This window comes from Mycolicibacterium novocastrense (assembly GCF_001570485.1).
GTDB lineage: Bacteria > Actinomycetota > Actinomycetes > Mycobacteriales > Mycobacteriaceae > Mycobacterium > Mycobacterium novocastrense.
Window position 1 is genome coordinate 276368 of sequence record NZ_BCTA01000026.1, and the last position, 20077, is coordinate 296444.

The 20077-nt window shown below is 67.1% G+C and carries 24 protein-coding genes and 2 tRNA genes; 15 read left to right on the plus strand and 11 right to left on the minus strand.

Annotation, left to right across the window (positions count from 1 at the left end; translation table 11 throughout):
- On the minus strand, positions 1-1455 hold the full coding sequence (gene pdxR, locus RMCN_RS09690; RefSeq protein WP_067388647.1) for a MocR-like pyridoxine biosynthesis transcription factor PdxR: 1455 nt from the start codon (positions 1453-1455) through the stop codon (positions 1-3).
- Between the two features lie 43 nt (positions 1456-1498).
- On the opposite strand from pdxR, the gene RMCN_RS09695 reads away from it, so the two are divergent.
- Both RMCN_RS09695 and RMCN_RS09700 read left to right on the plus strand, forming a co-directional pair.
- Positions 1499-1909 carry a DUF4345 family protein gene (locus RMCN_RS09695; protein ID WP_067388649.1) on the plus strand — a complete coding sequence of 137 codons (411 nt, stop codon included), beginning with the start codon at positions 1499-1501 and terminating at the stop codon, positions 1907-1909.
- Positions 1909-2844: an NAD-dependent epimerase/dehydratase family protein gene (locus RMCN_RS09700; RefSeq protein ID WP_067388651.1), complete on the plus strand. Its 936-nt coding sequence runs from the start codon at positions 1909-1911 to the stop codon at positions 2842-2844. Before RMCN_RS09695 ends, RMCN_RS09700 begins: the two co-directional genes overlap by 1 nt.
- Here RMCN_RS09700 and RMCN_RS09705 read toward each other — a convergent pair.
- The 4 genes from RMCN_RS09705 to RMCN_RS09720 all read right to left on the minus strand — a co-directional run bounded on the left by RMCN_RS09705 (position 2835) and on the right by RMCN_RS09720 (position 5883).
- Positions 2835-3338 (minus strand): isoprenylcysteine carboxyl methyltransferase family protein, encoded by a 504-nt coding sequence (locus tag RMCN_RS09705; protein ID WP_067388653.1) that lies wholly within the window; start codon positions 3336-3338, stop codon positions 2835-2837. The two genes, RMCN_RS09700 and RMCN_RS09705, sit on opposite strands and share 10 nt — an antisense overlap.
- An 8-nt stretch (positions 3339-3346) precedes the next feature.
- Positions 3347-4447, minus strand: a complete 1101-nt coding sequence (locus RMCN_RS09710) for a type III polyketide synthase (protein ID WP_276019509.1) — start codon at positions 4445-4447, stop codon at positions 3347-3349.
- A gap of 152 nt (positions 4448-4599) precedes the next feature.
- Positions 4600-5415, minus strand: a complete 816-nt coding sequence (locus RMCN_RS09715) for a crotonase/enoyl-CoA hydratase family protein (RefSeq protein ID WP_067388655.1) — start codon at positions 5413-5415, stop codon at positions 4600-4602.
- Positions 5416-5445: 30 nt separating this feature from the next.
- A complete protein-coding gene (locus tag RMCN_RS09720) occupies positions 5446-5883 on the minus strand; it encodes a hypothetical protein (protein WP_064416072.1) in 438 nt (145 codons plus the stop codon).
- A gap of 41 nt (positions 5884-5924) precedes the next feature.
- Here RMCN_RS09720 and RMCN_RS09725 point away from each other — a divergent pair, with 41 nt between their 5' ends.
- Positions 5925-6503 carry a TIGR03086 family metal-binding protein gene (locus RMCN_RS09725; RefSeq protein ID WP_064416071.1) on the plus strand — a complete coding sequence of 193 codons (579 nt, stop codon included), beginning with the start codon at positions 5925-5927 and terminating at the stop codon, positions 6501-6503.
- Between the two features lie 107 nt (positions 6504-6610).
- Here RMCN_RS09725 and RMCN_RS09730 read toward each other — a convergent pair whose 3' ends face one another.
- Positions 6611-7072 (minus strand): DUF4334 domain-containing protein, encoded by a 462-nt coding sequence (locus RMCN_RS09730; RefSeq protein WP_067388657.1) that lies wholly within the window; start codon positions 7070-7072, stop codon positions 6611-6613.
- The gene (gene hisC, locus RMCN_RS09735) at positions 7069-8124 is read right to left on the minus strand and encodes a histidinol-phosphate transaminase (protein ID WP_067388659.1); all 1056 of its coding nucleotides are present in this window, start codon (positions 8122-8124) and stop codon (positions 7069-7071) included. Before hisC ends, RMCN_RS09730 begins: the two co-directional genes overlap by 4 nt.
- Before the next feature lie 83 nt (positions 8125-8207).
- Between hisC and RMCN_RS09740 the strand changes: the two genes are divergently transcribed.
- From RMCN_RS09740 to RMCN_RS09755, 4 genes are all read left to right on the plus strand, one after another.
- A tRNA-Ser gene (locus RMCN_RS09740) sits at positions 8208-8299 on the plus strand.
- A gap of 45 nt (positions 8300-8344) precedes the next feature.
- Positions 8345-8417, plus strand: a tRNA-Arg gene (locus tag RMCN_RS09745).
- Between the two features lie 105 nt (positions 8418-8522).
- The gene (locus RMCN_RS09750; RefSeq protein ID WP_067388660.1) at positions 8523-9026 is read left to right on the plus strand and encodes a metallophosphoesterase family protein; all 504 of its coding nucleotides are present in this window, start codon (positions 8523-8525) and stop codon (positions 9024-9026) included.
- Complete coding sequence (locus RMCN_RS09755; protein ID WP_064416066.1) at positions 9019-9432, plus strand: MmcQ/YjbR family DNA-binding protein; 414 nt, start codon at positions 9019-9021, stop codon at positions 9430-9432. The genes RMCN_RS09750 and RMCN_RS09755 overlap by 8 nt, the downstream gene beginning before the upstream one ends.
- A gap of 8 nt (positions 9433-9440) precedes the next feature.
- Here the strand turns inward: RMCN_RS09755 and RMCN_RS09760 are convergent, their stop codons facing one another.
- Positions 9441-9989 carry a cupin domain-containing protein gene (locus tag RMCN_RS09760; RefSeq protein WP_067388662.1) on the minus strand — a complete coding sequence of 183 codons (549 nt, stop codon included), beginning with the start codon at positions 9987-9989 and terminating at the stop codon, positions 9441-9443.
- 51 nt (positions 9990-10040) lie between these two features.
- Here RMCN_RS09760 and RMCN_RS09765 point away from each other — a divergent pair, with 51 nt between their 5' ends.
- Positions 10041-11915: an alkyl/aryl-sulfatase gene (locus RMCN_RS09765; RefSeq protein WP_067388664.1), complete on the plus strand. Its 1875-nt coding sequence runs from the start codon at positions 10041-10043 to the stop codon at positions 11913-11915.
- A 64-nt stretch (positions 11916-11979) separates the two neighbouring features.
- Here the strand turns inward: RMCN_RS09765 and RMCN_RS09770 are convergent, their stop codons facing one another.
- Entirely contained in the window at positions 11980-12753 is a 774-nt protein-coding gene (locus RMCN_RS09770) for an SDR family NAD(P)-dependent oxidoreductase (protein ID WP_067388825.1), read from the minus strand.
- A gap of 17 nt (positions 12754-12770) precedes the next feature.
- Here RMCN_RS09770 and RMCN_RS09775 point away from each other — a divergent pair, with 17 nt between their 5' ends.
- Complete coding sequence (locus RMCN_RS09775) at positions 12771-13373, plus strand: histidine phosphatase family protein (RefSeq protein WP_067388666.1); 603 nt, start codon at positions 12771-12773, stop codon at positions 13371-13373.
- 10 nt (positions 13374-13383) lie between these two features.
- On the plus strand, positions 13384-14421 hold the full coding sequence (locus tag RMCN_RS09780) for a phosphotransferase family protein (RefSeq protein WP_067388667.1): 1038 nt from the start codon (positions 13384-13386) through the stop codon (positions 14419-14421).
- A 6-nt stretch (positions 14422-14427) separates the two neighbouring features.
- Here RMCN_RS09780 and RMCN_RS09785 read toward each other — a convergent pair whose 3' ends face one another.
- A complete protein-coding gene (locus tag RMCN_RS09785; protein ID WP_064416064.1) occupies positions 14428-14817 on the minus strand; it encodes a LapA family protein in 390 nt (129 codons plus the stop codon).
- Positions 14818-14995: 178 nt separating this feature from the next.
- Between RMCN_RS09785 and RMCN_RS09790 the strand changes: the two genes are divergently transcribed.
- The 5 genes from RMCN_RS09790 to RMCN_RS09810 are packed head-to-tail and all read left to right on the plus strand — an operon-like array spanning position 14996 to position 19101.
- Positions 14996-15886 (plus strand): ABC transporter substrate-binding protein, encoded by an 891-nt coding sequence (locus RMCN_RS09790; RefSeq protein WP_234787633.1) that lies wholly within the window; start codon positions 14996-14998, stop codon positions 15884-15886.
- A gap of 25 nt (positions 15887-15911) precedes the next feature.
- Complete coding sequence (locus RMCN_RS09795) at positions 15912-17021, plus strand: ABC transporter ATP-binding protein (RefSeq protein ID WP_067388670.1); 1110 nt, start codon at positions 15912-15914, stop codon at positions 17019-17021.
- Positions 17022-17024: 3 nt separating this feature from the next.
- Positions 17025-17699, plus strand: coding sequence for an ABC transporter permease (locus RMCN_RS09800; RefSeq protein WP_064416061.1), 675 nt, complete (start codon positions 17025-17027; stop codon positions 17697-17699).
- A gap of 8 nt (positions 17700-17707) precedes the next feature.
- Positions 17708-18508 (plus strand): ABC transporter permease, encoded by an 801-nt coding sequence (locus RMCN_RS09805; RefSeq protein ID WP_067388827.1) that lies wholly within the window; start codon positions 17708-17710, stop codon positions 18506-18508.
- Between the two features lie 2 nt (positions 18509-18510).
- Positions 18511-19101: a putative glycolipid-binding domain-containing protein gene (locus RMCN_RS09810; protein ID WP_067388672.1), complete on the plus strand. Its 591-nt coding sequence runs from the start codon at positions 18511-18513 to the stop codon at positions 19099-19101.
- On the opposite strand, the gene RMCN_RS09815 is transcribed toward RMCN_RS09810, so the two are convergent.
- On the minus strand, positions 19064-20023 hold the full coding sequence (locus RMCN_RS09815; RefSeq protein WP_084377304.1) for a prephenate dehydrogenase: 960 nt from the start codon (positions 20021-20023) through the stop codon (positions 19064-19066). The genes RMCN_RS09810 and RMCN_RS09815 overlap by 38 nt on opposite strands.
- Positions 20024-20077: the final 54 nt, after the last annotated feature.

A 20077-nucleotide genomic window follows, 5' to 3' on the forward strand; every position in this document is an offset into this window, starting at 1 on the left:
TCACTGCGGCGGCGGCTGCGGTGGTGGTGGCGGCTGCGGTGGCGGCGGTTGTGGCGGCGGCGGAGCCTGAGGTATCGCGTCAGCCAATATCCGCACGCCCGAATAGATTTGTGTCTCAGTGAGGTTCGCGTATCCCAGGAGCAGACCCGGCGGGGCGGACGACGGATCGGCGTAACACGGTGCGAGCGGTTTGACCCGCACCCGCCGCTTCTCGGCACGCCGGACCAGCTCCTCGATCGGGAACCCGTCGGGGAAGCGCACCGTCAGGTGAACGCCGGCCGCGGCCCCGAGCACGGTCGCTTGCGGCAGGTGCCTGCCCAGTGCCCCCAGCAGGGCATTGCGGCGGGTCAGGTATCGGCGACGCATCTGGCGCAGATGCCTGTCGTATCCTCCCGATCGCAGCAGCTGCGCGAACGCCAACTGGTCCATCACCGAACTTCCGGTGTCCGCGAGACCTTTGGCCAGTTTGACCGCGCCAACGAGATGTGCGGGCAGCGCCATCCAGCCGATGCGAAGACCGGGCGCCAGGGTCTTGCTCGTCGAGCCGACGTAGACGACGCGGTCGGGCGCGATTCCCTGCAGCGCGCCGACGGGTGCACGGTCGTAGCGGTATTCAGCGTCGTAGTCGTCCTCGATGACCAGATGGCCGGCTCGAACCCAGTCCATCAGATCGGTCCGCCGCGCGGCCGACAGCACGACCCCGGTCGGGGACTGGTGCGCGGGGGTGGTGAGCACTGCATCGGCACCGCTGGCCGCCAATGCGCCGACATCGAGCCCGTCCTCGTCCACCGGAACTGGTACGGGTTCAATCCCGTTGTTCCGCAGCACCATCCGGTGCAACCAGAAGCCCGGGTCCTCCATGGCCAGCGAGGATGTCGGCAGTGACCGGGCGAGCAACGCGATGGCCTGTGTCGCTCCGGAGCACAGCACAATGTGTTGCGGTTCGGCGAGCACACCGCGCACGCGACGCAGATAGTCGGCCAGAGCGACGCGCGTGGTGAACAGACCCTGGGGCGCCACGTAACCGAGCGCATCCGGCCCGATATCGGCCAGGCCCTGCTTCAACGCCCGCAGCCAGGCGTCGCGCGGGAAACTCCGCAGATCCGGTGACCCCGGCAGGAAGTCGACGTCGTAGCGAGCGGCCGGCCCCGTCTCGCGCCGGGAGGGCCGGTCGATGGTGTCGACCGTGGCGACCACCGTGCCCGACCCGTGCCTGCTGAGCAGGAACCCTTCGGCAACGAGCTGACTGTAGGCATCGACCACGAGCCGACGGGACACTGCCAGGTCGGCGGCGAGCAGGCGACTGGACGGCAGGCGGGTTCCCGGTGCGAGGCGGCCCGTCCTGATGGCGGTCCGCAGCCCGTCGGCCAGTTGGCGGTGCAGCGGATCGGTGGCGTCGCGGTCGAGTTCCAGCAGCAGCTCCGGACCGGAAGTGGTACCCGATTTCGCTGTCAAAGTGGTGCCTATCTTGAGGCCAGTGGCGAACTAGCGTGACCGTATGACATCGACACCGACGCGCACAAGGGCCGGGTTCGTCGAGGTGACGCTCATCGTGTTCGGGCTCTACGCCTTGGCCGTGGGGCTGTTCATGATGTTCGCCCCCGGCGCGTTCTTCGACACGCTCGGTACCTTCGGCACGCGCAATGACCACTACATCTTCGACAACGCCACCTTCGAGATTCCGCAGGGGCTCATGCTGCTCGCCGCCGTGCGGTGGCCGCGTTGGCGCACTCCGGCGCTGGCATTCGCGACGCTGCACTGGGCACTGCACTCGCTCAGCCACATCATCGATCCGCACCACGGCGCGGGTGACTGGATCGGGTGGTTGGAGGCCGGCGGCTTGGTGTTGACCACCGCGATACTGGCGATCGCACTGCGCACCAGCGTCATTGCCGATCGGAGGCCGTGATGCGGGTCCTGGTTGCCGGCGCGACCAGCGTGCCCGGCCTTCCGCTGCTGCGTGAGCTCAATGCCCGCGGCCACGAGGTCATCGGGCTGACGCGCTCACCGAACAAGACCGGCGCGCTCGCCGCCGCGGGTGCCAGACCCGTTGTCGCCGATGTGTTCGACGCCGACGATATCGACAAGGCGGTCGCCGATATCGGTCCTGAGGTGGTGGTGTCGCTGCTGACCACGCTGCCGAAGCGGGGACCCATGCGGGTCAGGGACTTCGAGCCCGCGAGAAAGTTGTGGGGGACCGGTGCGCCGAACCTGCTGGCCGCGGCTCAGCGTGCCGGTGTCCGCCGCGTCGTTGCCGAATCGGTGATGTTCGCGTACGGCTATCCGACCACCGGCCCGGCGCTGATGGACGAGAGTGACCCCTATCCCGGCCCGGCTCCGATTGGTGGGGAGGCGATGCTGGCGGCCCTGCGGGGGATGGAGCAGAAGGTCCTGACCTCCGGGGAACACAGTGACACAGAAGGAATTGTGTTGCGCTACGGCGCTTTCTACGGACCGGGTGTGCCGCACGACGAGTTGTTCGCTCGGATGGCGAGATGGCGGCTGGCCCTGGACATGGGTGGTGGCGGCATCGTGTCCTGGATCCACATCGATGACGTCGCGAAGGCCACGGCGGCCGCGCTCGACCGCGGACGGGGCGGTCAGATCTACAACATCGTCGACGACCGGCCGCAGTCCTTCAACGGCTACATCCGCGAGTTGGGCGACAAGCTCGGGCGGCCTCGACAATTACGCATTCCGCGTGCGGCGGTCAAGCTCGCCGCACCCTACGGTGTCACCGCGTTCGGCGACACCTGGCTTCCGCTGTCGAATGCCAAGGCCAAAGCCGAACTCGGTTGGACGCCGGTGCCCAGGGCGCGACGTCCCAGACCTGCTCACGCGTAACCGAGCGCGGCGTTCTCGGCCCGGATGCGGACGGTGAGCACCAACGCGTTGGCCACCGTGAAGACCATCGCGGTCAGCCACGCCGAATGGACCAGAGGTAGGGCCGCCACCTCGATGACCACCGCCGTGTAGTTCGGGTGGTGCAGCCACCGATAGGGACCGCGGTGCACGAGGGGTGCTCCCGGGATCACGATGAGCCGGGGGTTCCACCGTTTACCCAGAGTCGCCACGCACCACCAACGCAACGCCGTGCTCGCGCACACGACGGCCACCATCGCCCAGCCGAGTGCCGGGATGAACGGCCTGTGCAGCGCCGCCACCTCGACGGCGCACGACATCAGAAGCAGCGTGTGCATGGACACCATCACCGGATAGTGGCCCTGCCCGAACTCCTTGCCGCCGTTGGCAAGAGACCATCGCGTGTGACGTCGCGACACCGCCAGTTCGACCAGCCGCTCGAGGCCGATCGCGACGATGAACAAGTAGTACGCCATATCCGTTCTCACCACTTCAGCAGCAGCATCTCGAAACTGAACCCTGGACCCATGGCGAGTAACACGCCGAACGATCCCGGGCCGGGCGGTGAGGCCAGCGTGCGGTGCAGCACGTCGAGCACCGATGCAGATGAGAAGTTTCCGTTGTCCCGCAACGAATTGCGGCTGTGGATGTTAGCCTCGGGCGGCAATCGCAGTGCAGTGTCGATCGCGTCGAGCACCTTGGGCCCGCCGGGGTGACAGACCCATGTGGAGATGTCCGCCACCGTCAACCCGTGGTCGCCGAGGAACGCGGTGACTTCTTCTTCCAGATAGTTCGCGGCCATGTGCGGAACCTCGCGAGACATCACCAACCCGAAACCATTCGAAGTGACGTTCCACCCCATCACGTCGAGCGTGTCCGGGAAGAGTCGGCTCCTGGTCGCGAGTACAGCGGGCGCGTTCGCGATCGTCGGCGGAACCCGGTCGGCGCCCGAGACCACCACTGCGGCCGCACCGTCACCGAACAAGCAGGCGCCGATCAACGCTGGAATCGACGTGTCGTTGCGCTGCAAGGTAAGTGAACACAGTTCCACCGAAAGCAGGACCGCGACGTCAGAGCGAAAGCCGGTCAGGTAATCGTGTACGCGTGACATCCCGGCTGCGCCTGCGACACAACCCAGACCGAACAAGGGGATGCGTTTGACGTCAGGCCGCAGCCCGATCCGAGAGGCCACTCGCGCGTCGATCGTGGGCACTGCGACTCCCGTGCTCGACACGAACACGATGGCGTCGACGTCCTGTGCGGTGACGTGAGCCGCCTCGAGCGCGGACCGCACAGCCCGTTCCCCGAGGTCGACGGCCACCTCGATGTAGGCGTCGTTCGCCTCTGTGAAGCCCGACAATTCCGGGTAGCGGGACAACGGAAGCGAGAGACTGCGACTTTGCACGCCACTCGTCGCAGCGAAGCGGACGAATTCCGGTCCGCCAACGCTGGTGAGCATCGCCGCGACGTCGGCCTGCCCGTAGCGATTCGAGGTGAATGCCACCGCTGTGCCCCCGATGCGGGGTGCACCGATTCGTTGAAGCGCGTCGCGATCAAACGACGCCAAGTGAGTTGTATCTGTCATGTCGTGCAGAACGCCGCCGCAGCCCGGAACGGTACCCAAGGTGACGCATAGCACATCAGATTCGTTGAAATCCGTTGTGACCGAAGGGATTCGGTACTACCGATTCCTGTCGGTAAGCCGGGAATCCGGTGGGAATACGCTGGGAATCAACGTTATTCGCCGGTGAACTTGGGCGGTCGCTTCTCGAACATCGCGGTCACCGCTTCGCCCAGATCCTTTGACGGCAGGAACGCCGAATTCCACGCGGCCACATAGCGCAAGCTCTCGGAAACCCGGGCGATGCGCTGCTGGTCGAGCACGTCCTTGATGCCGTGCACCGTCAGTGGCGGGTTGGCGGCGATCTCGGCGGCGGTCGCGTGCGCGGCGGCCAGTGCGGCCTCGGCGTCGTCGTACACGTCGTTGACCAGACCGATCTTCTCGGCGCGGGCGGCATCGATGTCCTTGCCCGTCAGTGTCAGCTCGCGCAGGTGCCCGTCGGACAGGATCAGCGGCAGTCGGGCCAGTGAGCCCACGTCGGCGACGATCGCCAGCTTCACCTCGCGGACGGAGAACTTCGCGTCGGCGCTGGCGTAGCGGATGTCCACCGCGCTGATCAGATCCACGCCGCCGCCGATGCACCAGCCGTGCACCGAGGCGATGGTGGGGGTGCGGCAGTCGGCGACCGCGTTGATCGCGCCCTGCATCTTGGTCAGGGTGCGGCGGAATCCGAGGCGGGCCTTCGCGCCGGCATCGAGGCCGGGCATGCTGCCGCCCATCGCCGCGAGGTCGAGTCCGTAGCTGAAGTTCTTGCCCGAACCGGTCAGCACGATGGCGCGCACCTCTGGGTCGGCGTCGAGCGTGCCGAAGACCTCGGGCATCTCGGCCCAGAACGCCGGGCCCATGGCGTTGCCCTTGCCGGGTCCGATCAGCGTCACCCGCGCGACGTGGTCGGAGATGTCAATAGTGACGGATTCGTAGGTCTCGCCCATGGGCAAGACGCTAGTTGGTCACGACACCGGTCACGGCGGCGGCTTGCCCAGGAGCACCTCGTTGACGGTGGCGCTGGGCAGGAACTGGCAGGCGGCGTCGACGAGCATCTGGCCGATGCCCTCTCCGTCGGGCCCGAGCGGGTTGCCCTCCTGGTTGAGGATCTCGCGGATCACGGCGACCTGGGTCGGCTCGTCGAGCCCGTTGTACTCCGAGCACTGCATGGACAAGGCGTTCGGCGGCGCGGGAACAACCGGGACATCGGTGTTGCGCGTGGGCAGCGGGATGTCGGGAAGTCCGATGTCGGGCAGTCCGGGAATCGACGGCGACGTCGGCCGTGCCGGCGAGGTGGTCAACGGCGGCCCCGGCTCGGTCGTCATCGCGACGGATCCCTCGGTGGTGCGCGAGCATCCCGCCGCGACACCGGCGAAGACCAGTACCGCCGCCGCCACTCGCACGTGCGTCCTCATCTCGGCAACGATAACGCCCGTCGGCGACGTAGCGTGGCGTCATGCCCGACGACTTGCGCGCAGGACCCGATTCACCGCCGACCGACGAACTGCGCAGTGCGGAGAAATCCTTCGCTGTCCTGCAGCACGTGCTGCACGGCATCGCGGCCGACGATCTGCACAAGCAGACACCGTGTCGGGAGTTCGACGTGGCGGGGCTGACCGACCACCTGCTCCACTCGATCACGACGCTCGGTGCGATGGCGGGTGCGCAGTTCGGGGAGCGCGACCAGGATGCGCCGATCGAGCAGCAGGTGGTGTTCGCGGCGCGGGCAGCGCTGGACGCCTGGCGGCGTCGCGGGTTGGACGGCACCGTGGAGTTCGGTGGGAACGAGGTGCCGGCCCGGGTGATGGTCGGAATCCTGTCGCTCGAGTTCCTGGTGCACGCGTGGGACTACGCCGCCGCTGTCGGCCGCGAGGTCAACGCTCCCGAATCGCTGTCCGACTACGTGCTGGGGCTGGCCCGCAAGATCATCACGCCGGACGGCCGGGTGAACGCCGGCTTCGATGACGCGATCGACGTCGCCGACGACGCGGATGCGCTGACGCGGTTGCTCGCCTACACCGGTCGGCGGGCCTAGGACTTCGCGAGGCTTATCCACTTCGCGAGGCTTAGCGACTTCGCGAGGCGTACACCAGGGTCGTGGATCCGCCGCCCCCACGACCCTGGTGTTCATCTCGCGAGCGCTCAAACCCGCTCGAGGAAGAAGTAGAGGTGCCGGGTGCCGTCCAGCGCGCCCTTGCCGTTCATGATGCCGACGACGGCGTTCTCGTCGACGACCTTGAAGTGGTCATGCACCGGCGCGCCGTCGTAGACCATCGACGCCGTCACCTCCCCGCGGAACTCCTCCATCCAGAGGCTGGCCTCGCCCTTCATCGCCTCGGTGTTGGAGAACTTGTTGCCGTCGGAGTCCAGGCACACCAGGGGCTTGGCGTCGGTTGCCGAGTGGAACGTCTTGCCGAACCAGTTGAGGCGTTCCATGAACCCGTTGGCCTTGTGACCGGTGTGGAACTCGCCGCCCTTCCACTCCCCGATCATGAAGTCGATGGTGGCGGGCGTCAGCGTCGCCCAGAACTCGTCGAGTTCGGCGTCGGAGATGGTGTCGGTGCGCGCCACCAACTCGTCGAAGGTCTCGCGTGCGTCGCTCATGGCTGTCCTATCCATCGGCGGGCGAAGTCGAGGAACGCATCGTTCTCGTGGGTCGCGGCGACGGTGACGCGTACTCCGTCGTCGCCGTAGGGCCGCACGATGATGCGGTTGTCGGCCGACGCCTCGGCGAACTGTTGGGCCCGCCCTGGCAAGGGGAGCCAGACGAAGTTGGCCTGCGAGTCGGGCACGGTGTAGCCGGCTGCGCGCAGTTCCGCGGTGACGCGGGCTCGTTCGGCGACGACCGTGTCGGTGCGCTCGAGCAGTTCGTCGGCGGCGTCCAGCGACGCGATCGCCGCGGCCTGCGACACGCTGGTCGCGGTGAACGGCACGTACACCTTGCCAAGCGCGGTGATGAGATCCGGGTCGCCCACCGCGTAGCCGACCCGCAGACCCGCCAGCCCGTAGGCCTTCGAAAACGTCCGCAGCACAACGAGGTTGGGATGTGCACGGACCAGACCCAGGCTGTCGGGAACCATCGGCTCGCGAATGTACTCGACGTAGGCCTCGTCGAGTGCGATCGCGATGTGCGGCGGCACGGCGGCGACGAAGCGGGCGAGCGCATCGGGTGCGACCACCGTGCCCGTGGGGTTGTTCGGATTGCACACGAAGATCAGCCGGGTGCGATCGGTGATCGCGGCCAGCATCGCGTCGAGGTCGTGCGTGTGTTCGGTCAGCGGCACCGGCACGGGTGTGGCCCCCGCCGTTCGCACCTGCAGCGGGTAGATCTCGAAGCTGCGCCAGCCGAACAGCACCTCGTCGCCGACGGTCGAGGTGATCTGGATCAACTGCTGACACAGGCTGACTGAGCCGCAGCCCACGGAGATGTGCTCGGGGGCGAAGTTGACGTGCTTGGCGAGCCGCTCGCGGAGCTCGACGTAGCCGTTGTCCGGGTAGCGGTTGATGTTGCCGACGGCGTCCTCGATTGCCGCGCGCACGCTCGGCAGCGGGGGATGCACCGTCTCGTTGCTGGCGATCTTGATGGCGCCGGGAACCGTCCTGCCGGGGGTGTAGGCGGGCAGATCGGCCAGTTCGGGACGCAGCCGGACGGTCACCGCACCAGTTTATGGGTCGGTCGAATGCGCTTTGCCTCGCCCGGTGGCCCATGTGTACGCTGTCGGATCGGCGGTAATCGTCGGGAGGCGTGCCAGAGCGGCCGAATGGGGCTCACTGCTAATGAGTTGTCGCCCTCAAAGGCGACCGGAGGTTCAAATCCTCTCGCCTCCGCCACGGCTGACCCGTCAGCCGGACAACTGAACACTGAAGATCGACCATGCGCCCGTAGCTCAACGGATAGAGCATCTGACTACGGATCAGAAGGTTGGGAGTTCGAGTCTCTCCGGGCGCGCTCACACTGTGCCGCCGAATCTGAAGCTGTGTTCGACCTCCGGGCCGGATGTGACGCATAACCTCAGTTTCGGCGGCGCCGTCGGCCGCCACTAGATTGGGAACAGTGCGGCTGTTGTTGATCGCCGATACTCACGTTCCCAAACGCGCCAAGGACCTGCCCGCACGGGTTTGGGACGAAGTGACGAAGGCAGACGTGGTGGTGCACGCCGGCGACTGGGTGGAGCCGACGTTGCTCGACGCGCTGGAGGCCCGCGCCAAGCGGCTCGTCGCGTGCTGGGGCAACAACGACGGCGCTGAACTGCGGCGCCGGCTGCCCGAACGAGCCGATGTGACACTCGGCGGGCTGCGCTTCACCGTCGTCCACGAGACCGGTGCGGCGACCGGCCGCGAGGCACGCATGGCCAAGGCCTACCCCGACACCGACGTGCTGGTATTCGGCCACAGCCACATCCCGTGGGACACGACGACGAAAACCGGTCTGCGGCTTCTGAACCCGGGCTCGCCGACCGACCGGCGACGCCAGCCCCACTGCACCTACATGACGGCCACGGTGCGCAACGGCACGCTCTCCAACGTCATCCTGCACGCACTGGACCGCCATGCGTGACCGGCCGGCGCGGGTCGCCGACGTGCACGAGATCGCCGCGTCGATGCCGCACGTCAAACGCATCGAGGGGCCCAAAGGCAACCCGATCTACCAAGTCGGCGGCAAGTCGTTCGTGTTCTTCCGCACTCCTCAGCCCGACGCCGAGGATCCGGCGACCGGCGAGCGCTACGCCGACGTGATCATGATCTGGGTGGAATCGGAGATGGACAAGGCCGCGCTCGTCCAGGATCCCGACTCGCCGTTCTTCACGACCGACCGCTTCGAGGGCCATCCCTCGGTCCTGGTGCGCGCCAGCCGATTACGGGAGATCGGCAAGGTCGAGCTGACCGAGCTCGTCCAGGACGCGTGGCTCTCGCGCGCCTCGAAACGCCGCGCCGATCGGTGGCTGGCCGAACACCAGGGCTGACCGCGCGGCTACTTCGGCGGCACGTTGGCGTGCTCGGCGCCGCAGATGAACACCGCCATCCGGGCCGGTGTGTCGCCCGGGTTCTTCCAGCGGTGCCGCGTTCCGTTCTGCACGACGGTGTCGCCCGGTTGCAGGGTCACTTCGGCTCCGTCGTCGAGTTCGAGCACGACGGTGCCCTCGAGCACCACCTCGAAGTCGACGGTGTCCGTGGTGTGCATGCCCGGGTCCGTGTAGTCCATGTAGCCGAGCATCCCCGGGAGCTTCTCCTCCATCTCGGCCATCGCCTCGTCGATGTCGAGCGCCCCCGGGGCCTGGGTGCCGTGTGACGGCGGCAGCGTCAGCATCGCGAAGCGGAAACCCCCGATCGGCGGAAAGTAGTTGTGCCACTGCGGCATCGCACCGTCATCGGGAAAGCGGACCGTCTGGTCGCTGCCCCACAGCAGGTGGTTCTCGAAGCCCGGCATCAGCATGGTCTGAACCGGTGCGACGCTCTGGTCGCTGACGAAAACGGATTTGCCGGACGAATCGTGACCGGTCACCACTCGGCGTACTTGCATGGGGTCAGTGAACCAGCCCCGCGCCAACCTCGGGATGAATATCGTGTCGCCATGCAGCAGAAACCCCCCACCGCCGTCATCGAGTCCGCACACCGCGAGCACCTGACGGCGCTGCCGTTCGACGACACCGCGGACTTCGACAACGCCGACCGCGGCTTCATCGCGGCGCTGGAGCCCTGTGTGATCAAGGCGGCCGACGGCAGGGTGGTCTGGGACAACGACACCTACTCGTTCCTGGATGCCGACGCTCCGCCATCGGTGCATCCCAGCTTGTGGCGACAGAGCCGGCTGTGCGCCAAACAGGGCCTCTACGAAGTGGTCGAGGGCATCTATCAGGTGCGGGGATTCGACCTGTCCAACATCACGTTCGTCGAGGGCGACACCGGCGTCATCGTCATCGACCCGTTGATCTCCACGGAGACCGCCGCGGCGGCGCTGGCGCTGTACCGCGAACACCGGGGGGACCGCGCGGTGAACGCCGTCATCTATACCCACAGCCACGTCGACCATTTCGGTGGCGTCCTGGGGGTCACCTCGCAGGCCGACGTGGACGCGGGCCGGGTCGTGGTCATCGCGCCCGAACACTTCACCGAACACGCCGTTCAGGAGAACGTGTACGCGGGCACCGCGATGGGCCGCCGGGCGAGCTACATGTACGGCGCGCTGCTGGCGCGCGGACCCCAGGGACAGGTGGGATGCGGGCTGGGACAGGTGACGTCGACGGGTGAAGTGGCGCTGATCGTTCCGACGGTCGACATCCGGTCGACCGGCGAGAGACATACGGTCGACGGCGTCGAGATCGAGTTCCAGATGGCTCCGGGCACCGAGGCGCCCGCCGAGATGCACTTCTACTTCCCGAAGTTCCGCGCGCTGTGCATGGCCGAGAACGCCACCCACAACCTGCACAACCTGCTGACGCTACGGGGCGCGCTGGTGCGTGACCCGCACGGGTGGGCCGGCTACCTGACGGAGGCGATCGACACGTTCGCCGACCGCACCGACGTCGTGTTCGCCTCACATCACTGGCCCACCTGGGGCAGGGACCAGATCGTCGAATACCTGTCGCTGCAACGCGATCTGTACGCGTACCTACACGACCAGACGCTTCGCCAACTGAATCAGGGATTCACCGGTATCGAGATCGCCGAGGACTTCACGCTTCCGCCTGCGTTGCAGAAGGCATGGCACGCGCACGGCTACTACGGGTCGGTCAGCCACAACGTCAAGGCGGTCTATCAGCGCTACATGGGGTGGTTCGACGGCAACCCGGGACGGCTGTGGGCGCATCCACCGGAAGCCGCAGGCCCCCGCTACGTCGAGGCGATGGGTGGCCTGGACCGCGTGGTCGAGATAGCGCGCGAAGCCTTCGAACAAGGTGACTACCGTTGGGCGGCAACCCTTCTGGATCATGTGATGTTCACCGACGAACACCACGACGCCCGCGAACTCTACGCCGACACCCTCGAACAGCTGGCCTACGGTGCGGAGAACGCGGTGTGGCGCAACTTCTTTCTCTCCGGAGCGACCGAACTTCGCGACGGCAACTTCGGCACCCCCACGCAGACCGCGTCGACGTCGATGGTGATGCAGCTGGCCCCCGAGCAGATCTTCGACGCGTTTGCGATCAGCGTGAACGGCCCGCGCGCATGGGATCTGGACATCGCCGTCGACGTCACCTTCGGCGACACCGGCACCAATTACCGGTTGACACTGCGCAACGGCGTTCTGGTGCACCGCAGGGTGGCCGCCGACGAGGCGTCGGCTCAGGCGACCGTCAACGTGGCCAGCAAGCTGCGCCTGCTCGCGCTCGCCGCGGGCGACGACAGCTCACCCGGGCTCGACATCTCCGGCGACACAGGTGCGCTGCAGTCGCTGATCGGTGTGCTGGACCGCCCGGACCCGGCGTTCAACATCGTCACGCCTTAGCGATTTCGGTGTCCAAACAGTCGCTCGCCACCGACGGTTGCGACACCGAAATCGCACAAAAAAATCATGGCATGCCGCCGTCGACGCGGATGATCGAACCCGACGTGTAGCTCGACGCGTCCGACATCAAATACAATGCGGCACCGATGATCTCGGGTGGCTCGCCAAGGCGCTGCAACGCGAAGTGCTGCGCGCCCTTCTGCGTCGCCGGGATGTCCCAGGCCTTGCTGATGTCGGTCAGGAACGGGCCCGGCATCAGCGTGTTCACCCGCACCGTCGGCCCGTAGGCCAGCGCCAGCCCCTCGGTCAGCGCGTTGAGCCCCGCCTTGGCCGCCGAGTAGGGGAGCTGCTCGGGGCGGGGACGGCGCGAACCGCTCGAGCTCACGTTGACGATCGAGCCGCCGCCGTCGGCGACCATGCGCTCACCGACCAGCGCGGACAACCGGAACGGGCCCTTGAGGTTCAGGTTGATCACCGAATCGAACAGCTTCTCCGTGACGGAGGGCAGCGACTCGTACAGCGGCGACATCCCGGCGTTGTTGACCAGCACGTCGACCTTGCCGAACCGCTCGTAGGCGGCATCGACCAGCCCGTCGAGCTCATCCCACCGCCCCACATGCACCTGGTAGGGCAGTGCGGCTCGGCCGGTCGCGGCGGTGATCTCCTCGGCCGTCGCCACACACGAGTCGTATTTGCGGCTGGCGATCACGACGTTCGCGCCGCACCTTGCGGCGGCCATCGCCATCTCCTTACCCAACCCGCGGCTACCGCCGGTGACCAGCACAACGCGGTCGGAAAGATCGAACAACTCGGCTGCGAAATCCCTCTCTGAACCCATGGCCATATGGTGGCACGGTGCAGTTGCTCATCATTCGACACGCTCTGCCCCTGCGCAGCGAGCCGGGGCAGGGCTCCGATCCCGACCTCTCCGAGGAGGGCATCGAACAGGCCAAACGCCTGCCCGACGCGCTGGCGCGGTTCCCCATCTCGCGGTTGGTCAGCAGCCCGCAGAGGCGCGCGATTCAGACCGCCGAGCCGGTCGCGGAAGCGCTCGGGCTGTCGATCGACATCGACGACCGGCTGGCCGAATACGACCGCGACCTCTCGCACTACACGCCGGTCGAGGAGATCTCCGAAGAGGACATGCGCCGCCTCGCCAACGGTGAGCTGCCCAGCGGCGTCGACCAGTCGGCGTTCATCGCCCGGGTGAAGGCCGGGGTCGACGACATCGTCAGGGCCGCCGAGCGGGAGGACACCGTGGCGTTGTTCAGCCACGGCGGCGTGATCAACGCCGTGGTCCACGACGTCATGGGCACCGAGCGGCTGTTGTGCGTGCAGGTCGACTACGCCGGTATCACCCGGTTGTTGTGGTCGTCGTCGCGCGAGGCGTTCTTCGTGGCGGGCGTCAACTCCACCGAGCACGTATGGGACCTGCTGCCCAGAAATCAGCAGTGGTAGACATTTGCGAATGACCGTTTCACCCGAAGGGCTCGACCTCGACGCCCTTGACCGTCATCTGGGTTCGGAGGGCATCGCCCGCTCCGGTGACCTGCGCGCCGAGTTGATCTCGGGGGGACGCTCCAACCTGACCTTCCTCGTTTGCGACGACCAATCGAAGTGGGTGCTGCGCAGGCCCCCGCTGCACGGTCTGACGCCGTCGGCGCACGACATGGCCCGCGAATACAAGGTGATCTCCGCGCTGCAGAACACCGTCGTGCCAGTCCCGCGCGCGGTGACCATGCGCAACGACGACTCGGTGCTCGGCGCACCGTTCCAGATGGTCGAGTACGTCGAGGGGCGCGTGATCCGCCACGCATCCGAGCTCGAGGCCCTCGGCGACAAGGCCGACATCGACGCCTGTGTCGACGCGTTGATCAAGGTGCTCGCCGACCTGCACGCCCTGGACCCCGAGGAGGTCGGCCTCGGCGACTTCGGCAAGCCCACCGGATACCTCGAGCGCCAGGTGAAGCGCTGGGGCGGCCAGTGGGAGTTGGTGCGCCGAGACCGCAACGGTGACGGGGACGAACGCGATGCCGACGTCAAGCGGCTGCACACCGCGCTCGGAGAGGCGATCCCGCCGCAGAGCCGCAGCGCGATCGTGCACGGTGATTACCGCATCGACAACACGATGCTCGACGCCACCGACGGCACCAAGGTGCTCGCGGTGCTGGACTGGGAGATGTCGACCCTGGGCGATCCCATCAGCGATGCCGCCCTGATGTGCGTGTACCGCCACCCGATGTTCAACCTGGTGCATGCCGACGCCGCGTGGGCGTCACCGCTGATACCGCCGGCAGACCAACTCGCGCAACGGTATTCGGTGGCCTCGGGTCAGCCGCTGGACCACTGGGAGTTCTACATGGGGTTGGCGTACTTCAAGCTCGCCATCATCGCGGCGGGCATCGCCTACCGCGGCCGGGTGGGCGGTGCGCCATCGGACTTCGTCACGATGGTCGACGACGCGGTCGCCCCGCTGATCGACGCCGGACTCGAGTCGATTCGCTAACGGGAGCTACCGGAGCGCGGCCTTGTAGTTCTTCTTGGCGGCGCGGCGTAGTTGGACCATGCGCGCTGCACCCGCCAGCGCCGTGATCAGGCCGCCGCATACCGCTGCGAACAGGATCGCCACACCGCGCGGCATGAACCAGTGCCAACCGAGGAAGGCGAACTCGGTCGACTCGGTGTTCTGCGCGATGAAGATCAGCAACAGGATCAGGATGAGGAAACCGGCGATCACCGCCGACCACAGCGCCGCCGCGCGGGTGAAATGGACCTTCTTCACCGACGGTGATGTGCGGTCGGCCATCTCACCGTCCGTCGGCGGAACCGGCGGCCCCGGGTTGGGCGGGCCGTAGGGTTCCGGCTCGTTCGGCGCTGACGCCCCATACGGATCGGTGCTCATGGTTCCAAGTTTGCCCTTTCCGGTCCCTGACAAACGGCATTTGACGTGGCCCGTCGAATCACCGGCGCGACAAACCGCGCGTAGCTGCGGCGATGTCGATACTGTCGGATTCATGACCTCGATGCCGCGACACCGGCGCGCGCCGTTCGTCGTGGTGGTCACGCTTCTCGCGGTCCTGATGGGCACGGCTTGCGGAAGCTCGAACCCCCTCGGCGGCGGCGAGATCTCCGGTGACCTCAAGACGATCGCGGTCGGGTCCGCCGACTTCACCGAGTCCAAGATCATCGGCGAGATCTACGCCCAGGCGCTGGAGGCCAACGGCTTCACGGTGCGCCGCCAGTTCGGGATCGGCAGCCGTGAGACCTATATCCCCGCCGTGCAGGACCACTCGATCGACCTCATCCCCGAGTACACGGGCAACCTGCTGCAGTACTTCGACGAGGACACCACCGCCACCACCCCCGACGCGGTCCTGCTCGCTCTGCTCAAGGTACTGCCCGGGGACCTGTCGATCCTGTATCCGTCTCCGGCGGAGGACAAGGACACCCTCGCGGTGACCGAGGCGACCGCGCGGAAATGGAACCTGAAAACCATCGGTGATCTCGCCAAGCACTCCGCGGAAGTGAAAGTCGGTGCGCCATCAGAGTTTCAGACCCGCGTCACCGGCCTGGTGGGCCTCAAGGAACGGTATGGCCTCGACATCGCCCCGGCGAATTTCGTTGCCATCAGCGACGGCGGCGGCCCGGCGACGGTGCAGGCGCTCAACAGCGGGACGATCACCGCCGCCAACATCTTCAGCACCTCGCCGGCGATCGAACAGAGCAACCTCGTCGTGCTCGAGGATCCCGAGAACGTGTTCCTGGCCGCCAATGTCGTGCCGCTGGTCGCCTCGCAGAAGATGTCGAACGAACTCAAGACGGTGCTCGACGCGGTCAGCGCGCAGCTCACCACCGAGGCCTTGATCGAGCTCAACACCTCGGTCGAAGGAAACCGCGGCATCGACCCCGACGAAGCGGCGCAGAAGTGGATCACGGACAAGGGATTCGACGAACCGGTGCAGAAGCGATGAGCGCTTGCGCGAAGAGCGGACAGTCATGATCAGCTTCTCGAACGTCACCAAGCGGTATCCGGACGGCACCGTCGCGGTCGACGACCTCACCCTCGAGGTGCCCGAGGGCACGTTGACGGTCTTCGTCGGCCCCTCGGGCTGCGGCAAGACCACCTCGATGCGGATGATCAACCGGATGATCGAGCCCAGTTCGGGCACCCTGACCGTGGACGGACGCGACGTCACCAAGGTGGATCCGGTCAAGCTGAGGCTCGGCATCGGTTATGTGATCCAGAGCGCGGGGCTCATGCCGCACCTGCGGGTGGTCGACAACGTCGCCACCGTCCCGGTGTTGCGGGGCGAATCCCGGCGCAGCGCACGGCGATCCGCACTCGAGGTGATGGAACGCGTGGGTCTGGACATCAAGCTCGCCGCCCGCTATCCGGCGCAACTGTCCGGCGGCCAACAGCAGCGTGTCGGTGTGGCGCGGGCACTGGCGGGCGACCCACCGATCTTGTTGATGGACGAACCGTTCAGCGCCGTCGACCCCGTCGTACGTGAGGAGCTTCAGGCCGAAATCGCCCGTCTGCAAAGCGAACTGCGCAAGACCATCGTCTTCGTCACCCACGACATCGACGAGGCGGTCAAGCTCGGCGACCGCGTCGCGGTGTTCGGCCGCGGCGGGGTGCTGCAGCAGTACGGCGAACCCGCGTTCGTCTTGTCCAATCCGGCAAACGAGGAGGTGGCGGCGTTCGTCGGCGCCGACCGCGGATACCGCGGTCTGCAGTTCTTCCACGCATCGGGACTGCCGCTGCACGACATCGGCCACGTCGATGAAGGCGATGTCGACGCGCTCGAATTGGGTCCCGGCGAGTGGAAGCTGGTCACCAAGGACGACGGGAAACCGTACGCGTGGATCAATGCCGACGGCGTGGCCCTGCGCCGCACCGGAAAGTCGCTCTACGACAGCACGATCGGCGGAGGTTCGCTGTTCCGGCCGGACGGGACGCTGCGCAACGCGCTCGACGCCGCGCTGTCCTCGCCGAGCGGACTGGGGGTCGCCGTGGACCACGACGGGCGACTGATCGGCGGGGTGGCCGCAGACGACGTGCTGGCCGAACTCGACAAGCAACGTCGGGTCCCGGAGTTGGGCTAGCGGATGCGCTATCTGCTCACGCACCTCGACGACCTGTGGGCGCTGACGGTGATCCATCTGCGCCTGTCGCTGATCCCGATCGTGCTCGGGCTGATCATCGCCGTTCCGGTGGGCGCCGCGATCCAGCGCACCACCACGGTGCGACGCCTGACCACGGTCACCGCCAGCATCGTCTTCACCATCCCGTCGCTGGCCTTGTTCGTGGTCCTGCCGCTGATCATTCCCACACGCATCCTCGACGAGGCGAACGTCATCGTGGCGCTGACGCTCTACACCGTTGCGCTGCTGGTGCGGGCGGTGCCCGAGGCGTTGGACGCGGTGTCGCCCACGGTGCTCGACGCCGCGACGGCGGTGGGATACCGACCCCTGACCCGGATGGTGAAAGTTGAACTGCCCCTGGCCGTTCCGGTCCTGATCGCCAGTTTGCGCGTGGTCGCGGTCACCAACATCTCCATGGTGTCGGTCGGATCGGTGATCGGCATCGGCGGGCTGGGCACCTGGTTCACCGAGGGCTACCAGGCCAACAAGAGCGACCAGATCATCGCGGGCATCATCGCGATCTTCGTGCTCGCGATCGTCATCGACACCCTCATCATGATGGTCGGTAAGGCGCTCACACCGTGGACGCGCGCGACCCGCGGGGTGCCCGTGTGGCGCCGGCTCAAGGCGGCGTCGTGACGGGTCCGATGGGGTTCCTGCAGGAGGCCCTGTCCTACCTGTTCACGGCGGCCAACTGGGGCGGGCCGGCCGGGTTGCTCGCCCGCACGCTCGAACACCTCGAATACACGGTGGTCGCGCTGTTGTTCTCGGCGCTCATCGCCGTTCCGGTCGGGATGCTGATCGGCCACACCGGTCGGGGGACCTTCATCGTCGTCACCGGTGTCAACGCGTTGCGCGCGCTGCCCACGCTCGGTGTGCTGCTGCTCGGCGTGCTGCTGTGGGGGCTCGGCCTGATTCCGCCGACCGTCGCGCTCATGCTGCTGGGAATTCCGCCGCTGCTGGCGGGCACCTATGCCGGCATCGCCAACGTGGACCGCACGGTCGTCGACGCCGCCCGCTCGATGGGCATGACCGAACGTCGCATCCTGCTGCGGGTGGAGACGCCGATCGCGCTGCCGTTGATCCTGGGCGGACTGCGGACCGCCACGCTGCAGATCGTGGCCACCGCGACGGTCGCCGCGTACGCCAGTCTCGGCGGGCTGGGCCGCTATCTGATCGACGGCATCAAGGTGCGCCAGTTCCACCTGGCCTTGGTCGGCGCGCTGATGGTGACGGCGCTGGCGTTGCTGCTCGACGCCGCGCTCGCGTTCGCGGTGTGGCTCTCGGTGCCGGGAACCGGCCGGCTGCGGGGCCGGCGGCGCATGCCCCAGCCGTTCCTCGGCGACGAAGTCGCCCTCGAATCCCGTCCCCCCGCAACAGCACAGCGCGCCCGGAAAAGCAACGGCGGAGCACGTTACGAACGAGGGGACCCTTCGCATACGGTATAGGGGTGAGTGAAGCAGGCGGCTCGGAGAAGACATGGCCGGCGATCCTGACGTGGCGGGCGCACGATGTCCCGCGGATGGAATCGGTCCGGGTGCATGTGTCGGGCAACCGCATCAAGGCGTACGGGCGGATCGTGGCCGCCGCGACGCCGTCTCACCCGGCGTTCTCCGCTTCCTACAACTTGGTGACCGACGAGGCCGGCGGCACCAAACGGTTGTCCATGACCGTCACCCTCGCCGAACGGGAACGGCAGCTGTCGATCGCGCGCGACGAAGAGAACATGTGGCTGGTTCAGCAGCACACCGGCGAGTCACGCCGCTCCGGGTACGACGGTGCACTGGACGTCGATGTCATCTTCAGCCCGTTCTTCAACGCCCTGCCGATTCGGCGTACCGGGCTGTATGAGCGGACCGATTCGATCAGCTGTCCGGTCGTGTACGTGCGACTGCCGGACCTGACGGTGGAGACGGCGGTGATCAGCTACAGCAGCGCCGAAGACGGCATCAAGCTGCACTCACCGGTCGCCGACACCACGATCAGCGTCGACTCGGACGGGTTCATCCTCGACTACCCGGGGTTGGCAGAGCGGATCTGATCACCCCGCCGGCGCGACCCGCCGCGGCCAGTTCCTCGCGCCACTGCTCTTCGCCGACGACGATCGTGACGATCTCGGGCCTGCCGAAGTTCTCATAGCGAATCCGGGCGGCGTGCCCGGAGTCGACGAGTTCGGTCAGCGGTTGGTGCGCGGCCAGCGCATCGCGGGCAGTCCCGAGCAGTTCGAGCGTGCGGTCCAACACCGGAAGCAGTTCGCCGGCGTTGGCTTCGCACATCGCCCGCACCAGGTCGGGCGCGGTGCCGGCAACGCGGGTGCCGTCGCGAAATGACCCGGCCGCCAGCGCGAACGCCAGCGGCACCTCCCCGGCGGTGGCGGCGAGCGCCTCGGCCAGCAGGTGGGGCAGATGAGAGATCGTGGCGGCGGCCGCATCGTGTTCGTCCGAGCGGGCCGGAACGACGAACGCGCCGCAGTCCAGCGCCAGGTTCATGACCAGCGTCCAGCACTGCGGTTCAACATGTTCGTCGACGGAGATCACCCACGGTGCGTCCACGAACAACCGGGCGTCGCCCGCTGCCCAACCCGAGTGCGCGGTGCCCGCCATCGGGTGACCGCCGACAAATCGCTTCAGCAGCCCGTATGCCTGGACCGCCTGCAGCACAGCGGTTTTCACGCTCGTCACGTCTGTCAGCGGACAGTCCGGGGCGGTTTGGCGAATGTGGCTGAGCATCTGACCCAGCGCGGGCACCGGCACCGCCAGCACGATCAGCGCATCGTCGGCGGCAGCCCGCTTCAGCGCGGCCTCGAGGTCTTCGGTGGCGTCGAACCCGTCGGCGGTCGCGGCCGCCACACCCTCCAGCGACCGGTTGTAGCCGTACACCTCGCGTCCGGCGGCCGCTGCGGCGCGCATGACCGAGCCGCCGATCAGCCCGAGGCCGAGCACGCAAACCGGGGTGTTGGTCACCTCTCAAGGTTGGCATATCGAGCGCTATCGACCGACGTCAGGAGTGGACAGAAG

What these genes read in the sequence shown, in the direction of transcription:
- RMCN_RS09710 (WP_276019509.1), bottom strand. Translation starts at nt 4,447, where the DNA reads ATGACAGATACAACTCACTTGGCGTCGTTTGATCGCGACGCGCTTCAA.
- RMCN_RS09765 (WP_067388664.1), top strand. Translation starts at nt 10,041, where the DNA reads ATGCAGCAGAAACCCCCCACCGCCGTCATCGAGTCCGCACACCGCGAG.
- RMCN_RS09755 (WP_064416066.1), top strand. Translation starts at nt 9,019, where the DNA reads ATGCGTGACCGGCCGGCGCGGGTCGCCGACGTGCACGAGATCGCCGCG.
- RMCN_RS09795 (WP_067388670.1), top strand. Translation starts at nt 15,912, where the DNA reads ATGATCAGCTTCTCGAACGTCACCAAGCGGTATCCGGACGGCACCGTC.
- RMCN_RS09770 (WP_067388825.1), bottom strand. Translation starts at nt 12,753, where the DNA reads ATGGGTTCAGAGAGGGATTTCGCAGCCGAGTTGTTCGATCTTTCCGAC.
- RMCN_RS09805 (WP_067388827.1), top strand. Translation starts at nt 17,708, where the DNA reads ATGGGGTTCCTGCAGGAGGCCCTGTCCTACCTGTTCACGGCGGCCAAC.
- RMCN_RS09785 (WP_064416064.1), bottom strand. Translation starts at nt 14,817, where the DNA reads ATGAGCACCGATCCGTATGGGGCGTCAGCGCCGAACGAGCCGGAACCC.
- RMCN_RS09720 (WP_064416072.1), bottom strand. Translation starts at nt 5,883, where the DNA reads ATGAGGACGCACGTGCGAGTGGCGGCGGCGGTACTGGTCTTCGCCGGT.
- RMCN_RS09730 (WP_067388657.1), bottom strand. Translation starts at nt 7,072, where the DNA reads ATGAGCGACGCACGCGAGACCTTCGACGAGTTGGTGGCGCGCACCGAC.
- RMCN_RS09780 (WP_067388667.1), top strand. Translation starts at nt 13,384, where the DNA reads ATGACCGTTTCACCCGAAGGGCTCGACCTCGACGCCCTTGACCGTCAT.
- RMCN_RS09800 (WP_064416061.1), top strand. Translation starts at nt 17,025, where the DNA reads ATGCGCTATCTGCTCACGCACCTCGACGACCTGTGGGCGCTGACGGTG.
- RMCN_RS09715 (WP_067388655.1), bottom strand. Translation starts at nt 5,415, where the DNA reads ATGGGCGAGACCTACGAATCCGTCACTATTGACATCTCCGACCACGTC.
- RMCN_RS09760 (WP_067388662.1), bottom strand. Translation starts at nt 9,989, where the DNA reads ATGCAAGTACGCCGAGTGGTGACCGGTCACGATTCGTCCGGCAAATCC.
- RMCN_RS09725 (WP_064416071.1), top strand. Translation starts at nt 5,925, where the DNA reads ATGCCCGACGACTTGCGCGCAGGACCCGATTCACCGCCGACCGACGAA.
- RMCN_RS09790 (WP_234787633.1), top strand. Translation starts at nt 14,996, where the DNA reads ATGGGCACGGCTTGCGGAAGCTCGAACCCCCTCGGCGGCGGCGAGATC.
- RMCN_RS09705 (WP_067388653.1), bottom strand. Translation starts at nt 3,338, where the DNA reads ATGGCGTACTACTTGTTCATCGTCGCGATCGGCCTCGAGCGGCTGGTC.
- RMCN_RS09700 (WP_067388651.1), top strand. Translation starts at nt 1,909, where the DNA reads ATGCGGGTCCTGGTTGCCGGCGCGACCAGCGTGCCCGGCCTTCCGCTG.
- RMCN_RS09695 (WP_067388649.1), top strand. Translation starts at nt 1,499, where the DNA reads ATGACATCGACACCGACGCGCACAAGGGCCGGGTTCGTCGAGGTGACG.